General features: G+C 67.8%; 4 protein-coding genes. 3 read left to right on the top strand and 1 reads right to left on the bottom strand.

What is annotated here, in order from left to right:
• Positions 1-30: 30 nt before the first annotated feature.
• Positions 31-858: a TIGR04552 family protein gene (locus EB084_17525; protein NDD30059.1), complete on the top strand. Its 828-nt coding sequence runs from the start codon at positions 31-33 to the stop codon at positions 856-858.
• The gene (locus tag EB084_17520; protein NDD30058.1) at positions 858-2,543 is read left to right on the top strand and encodes a phospholipid carrier-dependent glycosyltransferase; all 1,686 of its coding nucleotides are present in this window, start codon (positions 858-860) and stop codon (positions 2,541-2,543) included. The genes EB084_17525 and EB084_17520 overlap by 1 nt, the downstream gene beginning before the upstream one ends.
• A 21-nt stretch (positions 2,544-2,564) precedes the next feature.
• Here EB084_17520 and EB084_17515 read toward each other — a convergent pair whose 3' ends face one another.
• Entirely contained in the window at positions 2,565-4,004 is a 1,440-nt protein-coding gene (locus EB084_17515; GenBank protein NDD30057.1) for an FAD-dependent oxidoreductase, read from the bottom strand.
• 180 nt (positions 4,005-4,184) lie between these two features.
• Between EB084_17515 and EB084_17510 the strand changes: the two genes are divergently transcribed.
• Positions 4,185-6,247, top strand: a 2,063-nt coding sequence (locus EB084_17510) for a PrsW family intramembrane metalloprotease (protein ID NDD30056.1), incomplete at its 3' end; no start/stop codon positions are given.

Raw genomic sequence — 6,247 nt, 5'->3', positions numbered from 1 at the left:
GATGACACGGCCAGGTGGGCGTGCGCGGTCTTGCGCGTGATGCACACCATCAACCACGCAAACCGCGCGTTCCACAACGAGAACCTCGCCCAGATCCGCCAGCAGGTGCTCGAGCCGTATCGGCAGTGCCTGCAGGTCGATGAGCTCGGCTGCCCGCTCCTGCAGCGCGGGGCCCAGCGGGTTCCGCTCGAGGGTGTCTTTCTCAAGGAGGACAAGACCCGCGACAGCATCATCCTGAAGCTGCTCCACAAGCCGAGCAATGTCGCCCAGGACATCTACGACTGGATCGGCGTGCAGTTCGTCACCCGTACCCCGCTCGAGGCCCTTCTCGTGGTGCGCTTCCTCCGTCAGAATCACCTGGTGACCTTTGCCAACATCGTTCCGGGGCGCTCGATCAACAACCTGGTCGATCTCAGCCGCTTCAGGGATGCCTACGAGAGCCTCTCTCACGACGAGGCAGATCTTCCTGAAGAGGTCGAGCACCTGCTGGCAGATGGCCGTCAGTTCGGCAAGAGCGATACGGCGTTTCACGTCAATCCGTTCAGCGGCTCTGAGTACCGCTCCATCCAGTTCACCTGTCGTCAGCTCATCCGCATCGCACATCCGGCCCGAAAGCCGCTCGAGAACATGATGCGCGCGCTGCGTGAGCACACCGGTGGCGACGCAGTGGCGCCGCTGCTCGAGAAGATGAACCGCATCCCCATTCCCAAGGAGATGTCGTTCTTCTTCCCGTACGAGATCCAGATCCTCGATTATGAGAACTACCTCAAGACCCGCGTGGGAGAGAGCAGCCACGCTGCGTACAAGAAGCGCCAGCTCCTCGCCGCTCGTCGTCGCGTGCTGCAGGGGTTGATCTAGTGCGTCGACCGTCGCTGCGCTCGGTCGCGCTTCTTCTCGGCGTGGCCGTGTTCTTCACGGGGCTCGCGGCGACCCGCGGCCTGCATCAGAACGATGAAGATCACTATCTGGGCATCACCCGTGTGATGGTCTCGCAGGGCGATTACATCGTCCCTCACTGGGATGGCCAGCCCACCTTCACCAAGCCTCCGCTCCTCTACTGGCTCATGGCCGCGAGCATGCGCATCTTCGGAACCACGCTCTTTGCCGCAAGGGTGCCCGTCGCGCTCACCGCCCTTCTCACGATGGCGGTCGTCTACGGGTTCGGCCGGCGTCTGCTGCGCTCAGATGGCGCCGCCGCCACGGCCGCCCTGCTGACGGGCACCACGGTGGGCTTTCTGCAGCACGGGCGGGTGGCGATGATGGAGGTGCCGCTCGCCCTCCTGCTGGTCTGCTCTGCCTGGGCGGCGTGGTGTATCAGCCTGGGCAGCAGCCGTGCCTGGTATGCACTCGCGCTCTCGTCGGCGGCAAGCGCCATGCTCAAAGGGCCGGCCACGGCCCTCATCCCCCTCATGGGCACCGCGATCTGGCTTGCGGTGCGCCGGCGTGATGACGTCGAGTCGGGTTCGGTGGCCTGGCGTCACGCGGTGGGCGCCGCCCTGCTCTTTGTGCTGCTGCTCGGGGCCTGGCCGCTTGCGCTGTGGGCGAGGGGAATGTATGGCGTGTTCCACGAGCAGTTCATCGTGGGCGAGAACCTGGGCAAGTTCAACGGAGGCCGCAATCCTGTGACGGGAATGGTGGGCGGGTTCCTGGCGTTGCTGGCGCCCTGGACCCTGCTTGTGATCGCCGCTCTCGGCGTCAGCCTCTCGCGCCCGGCGATGCGCGGCGACAACGTGGTGCGCCTGCTCCTCTCGTTTGCGGGCGCAAACCTGATGCTGTACTGCCTGCCCGCCATCAAGTGGTCGCGCTACCTTCTCCCGTCGATTCCCCTGCTCGCGCTGCTCGTGACCCACGTGGCGCAGGTGACGCGCGACCGCTCCGCGGGAGAGCCTGCCCCAGACGGCCCTGGCGAGGTCGTTCCGCCTGAGCCGGAGGGCGTCTTCGCCTCGCTGCCTGTTCTCGGACCGCTGAAGGCGGCCTCGGTGGCGACCGGGGTCGTTCTCATGCTCGTGGTTCCTCTGCTTGCACTGGGCACGCGACTGCTTCCCACGAGCGAGACGCGCATCGAGATGTTCGTGCTCGCTCTCGCCGTGGCCCTGACCGCGCTCTGCCTGCTGCACGGGTCGCGCCTGTTCGGTGCGGCGGCGTCACTGGCGGTGGCTCTTGTGATGGTGAGCCTGCTGGCGCCCGATCTCGCCCTCGACCAACCTCCACCGGAGGCGGCTGCGCTCGTGCGTGGCCAGACGCTCACGGTCTACGCCGCGCCGCCGTATCGCTACGAGATCTTGTTCGGATGCAAGGCGGACAGCTGCGCGGATCCGAACGATTTCCGCGAGCGCGCGCGCAAGGGGGGCGTGTTCATCGTGGGAGACACCGAGCTCAAGCAGATCATGCGGGCAGGGGCCTTCGATCCCTCGAGAGCCGAGCTGCTCGCAGGCTGGAAGAAGTGGCGCCGCGACATGTCGGTCTCGCTCATCGCGCACACCATCGTGGCGGGAGAGCTGGTCGATCTCACCGAGAACGTCTCGATGATGGCCACGCACTGAGCGCCGCGCACCCCGCGGTCGTCAGTGCCGCAGCCAGCGCGCCACGGCTTTCGAGGTCTCGAGGCCAGAGATTGCTGCTCCTTCGGAGTGGCTGTTGTAGAGCCAGTCGCCCGCGAGGAACAGGCCGTCGATGGGGGTGCGCAGCAGCACCGACCCGGCATCGAGGGGAGATCGCCCTGGAGGCCAGTAGGCCACGGCGGCGGGATGGTAGCCATACACGAAGGTCTGCTTGACGAACCGCGAGAACCCGGGCCAGAGCTTGTCGAGCTCGGCCAGGGTCTCTGCGCGCTTGATGTCGCGGGGTTTCATGTGGTAGGCCTGGGCCTCGAGGCCGTACACGAGCAGGGAGAATATCTCATCACCGTTGGCCGCGCTCTGGCCATGCGGGCCGTAGATGACCCCGAGCCCGCCGCCGGAGAGCACGGGGAACGCGCGGGCGTTCTTCCAGAGCGCCTCGACGCCGTTCGACATGATGAAGTGCACCACCGTGTACTGCCCGCGCCCCAGCGAGCTGATGGCGTTCCAGCGTGCCTCGTCGAGGGGTGGGCTGAACTGGATGCCGTGCAGTCGAACCCAGGGGATGGCCACCACCACCGCGCTTGCGCGCACGGTTCGGATGTCGCGTCCCTGGTGATAGGTGACCGTGTAGGATGGCGCACCCTTTGTGGGCTTCTCGCGCTTGATGGCCACCACGGTGGCGTTGAGCAGGCGGGGCCCGTGGATGCGGCGGGCCAGTGCTTCGATGATGCGAGAGTTGCCGCCCTTCACGTGGTAGTTCTTCTCCCCGCCGAACATGAAGACGCGCCACTCGAGCAGCGCCGAGAGTGCGCTGAACTGCTCGGAGACCGCGCCGAGCTCGACCTCGATGGTGAGTCGCAGGGCCTGCTCCACCTTCGCCGGGAGGTGGTGGGAGGTGAGCCAGTCGGCCCACGAGACATCTTGCAGCGGCTGCGTCTTCGCCGTGAGCCCGCGGGCGGTGGCTTCTCGGTAGAGCGCCTCGAGCTCGGCCAGCATCTTGTCGAAGGCTGCTCTCTCATCGGGCGTGAACAGCGCCTTGAAGTATGCCTCGCGGGTGCTGTGGGTGAAGAGGTGAAGCCGTCCATCGATGAGCAGGCTCGACCAGGGATCGTCGCTGGCTTCCACCTCGAGGCCGAGCTCGCGGATCACGCCCACGAGGGGGCTCTTCTGCCAGACCTCCTGCATGCCGTACTCGGCCTGCAGCCCGCGCCCGTACTCGGCTGTGGCGATGCGTCCGCCGAGCCGGTCACCGGCCTCGATCACGGTGCAGGTCATGCCCCGCTTCTCGAGCTCGAAGGCGGTGATGAGGCCCGCCAGGCCTCCACCCACCACCACCACGGGGGGACCGTGCAGGGACGCTCTCGGAGATGGCGCGGCGGGAGCGCTCGTGATCAGCGCCGCGCAGAGTGACAGCAGGCACAGGATTCGTACGATCGTGCGCATCGGGGGGGTCCTTCGTCGGGGTGAGAACGGATTTTCGAGTCGCTGGGGATTGCCTCCTGGGTGGGAGCCGAGGGTCAGGGGAACGAAATGGACGGGGCCGACGCCTCACGACCGGTGCGCGCGCTCCCCGATCTCGGGCGCTGATCAGACGTGACGGGGGGAGAGAAGGGAGACGGCAGCGTGGACGGGCAGACCCTGGCCATCGTGGCCGCGGCAGCTCTGCCGGGCGCGGTGCTGCTGTCCTTGCTGGCGTGGCGGGGGCGAAGCCTGCGACGGCTTGCGCCTGCCCTGGCGCTCGGGGCGCTGGCGTCGGCGCCCGCGCTGCTTCTCGAGCGGGCGCTCACCGCACAGCCCTGGCGCTTCACGAGCTTCGGGGTGCTGTTCGTCTTCGCCCTCGTGGTGGCCGGTCTGGTCGAGGAGGCCTGCAAGCTCGGCGCCTGGTACCTGGGTCCGCATCGATGGCGTGAAGGGCACACCGACGAATACGATTCGATCTTGTACGCGGCGTGCATCGGGCTCGGCTTTGCCACGGTCGAGAACGTGGCGTACTGCCTCCACGGAGGGCTCGAGCTTGCCGTGCCGCGCGCGCTGACCGCCGTGCCGGCCCATACCATGTTCGGCATCGTGCTCGGCAGCGGTCTCGCCCGGGCGCGTGTTCGGCGTCGTCGCGCATGGAGCGCCGGCACGCTGGTGCTCAACAGCTTCCTGCTGGCCGTTCTGGCCCACGGTGTCTACGACGCGCTCGCGTTCCAGGCGTCGCTGCCATCGCTGGCCGCGCTGGCCGTGGGGCTCATGGGCGGTGCGCTGTGGAGCATCTCGACCGTGCGGGGGGCGCGACGGCGCTCTCCCGCCTACGGAGGGGTCTCTCCTCGCGTGCCGTCTCCGCTCGGGGCGCTACCGCTCGGTTCTCCTCGTGGAGAGGCCGATGGGGGCCGGCTGGCCCGACAGACGCCGTTGCGGGCGCTGTTGCACGGTCTTGTTCCAGGACTTGGGCAGCTCTGCAACGGTGAGCGCGAGAAGGCGGGGCTCTTCGCTGGGCTGGCCATCGCCAACGCCGCGCTCTACAGCCTCGCCTGTCTCTTTGCCGAGGCGCCGGAAGCGATCTTGCGATGGCTTCGGGAGAATGGCGTCACCCTTGGCCTGCAGCCAGGTGAGATGCCGGCTGCGATTGCCCAGCGCGATCTTCTTCCCCTTGTGTTCCTGAGCGCGCTGCTCTGCGGACTTTCGCTGGGGGCGCTTGATGCCTGGAACGACGCGCGATGTGAGCGTCGACCGCGGCGCGCATCGTTCATCGCGCACGGCGCTGTTCTCTCGTACCTGGCGCACGTGGCGTTGGTGCTCGCCATCGCGTTTGCCCCTCTCGTCGCACGCCAGATCGACGACGAGCTGCGGGCCACACGGGCCCAGTCGCCCACGAGCCCGCCCTCGCCACGTGCCCGTGGGGCGCCGCGCCCCGCGGCGCCCGAGGTGGCGTCGACCCCTGGCGTGGGCGAGATTGAGCTCACGTGGGTTCGCAAGATCGATGGCTGGAAGACGCCTGCGGGTGCCTCCGGCTCTCCGTCGAAGCCGGTCACGTCGACGCCTCCGGACGCGGTGACGAAGCCGGCCACCGCTGCCACGAAGAGCGCGAGGCAGACCCCTTCCACGTCGAGACCCGCGGCAGCCAGCGCCAGGCCTCCGGTGAGGCCGCTGTCTCGTCGCGCTCCCGCGCCTCTTCCCACGGAGGTTCCGCCCCGCTCTGCGTCCGCACGGGTGGTTATTGATGTGCCTCCTCCCACGATCAGCGGTGTCCCCTCGGTGACCCGCCAGAGCGGTGCCGACACGGTAGACCGAACAGGGAGCGCCAGCGGCGCCGCAAGGCGGTCGGCGGCGGGCACGGCCTCTTCCGGCAGCGCGTCTGGGAGCGAGGGCGGCTGGTCGTCGTACAACCAGTACCTCTCGTATCGCTTTCACGAAGGACATGAGGCTGATCTCTTCTTCCACAACGTGTCGCCCGACGTGTGGGCGGTTGTGCGCTACAAGATCTCAGGAGATGGCCGCCTGCTCGACGCTGCGCTGCTCGAGACGTCAGGTCGGCCCTGGGAAGGCGATCTCGTGCTTCGGCTCATTCGTGCGTGCGCTCCGTTCCAGCGTCTCCCGGAAGGCGCGGAGTGCATCGTCATCACCGAGCTCTTCTGGGCCCAGGAATATCGTGGCTTTCCCGCGGGCAGCCTCGCGGAGTCGCTCAGCCGCCTGCCAGACGG

Source organism: Pseudomonadota bacterium (genome assembly GCA_010028905.1).
Taxonomy (GTDB): Bacteria; Vulcanimicrobiota; Xenobia; order RGZZ01; family RGZZ01; genus RGZZ01.
The sequence above is the reverse complement of the archived record's forward strand: the minus strand, read 5'-3'. Positions and strand labels throughout refer to the sequence as shown.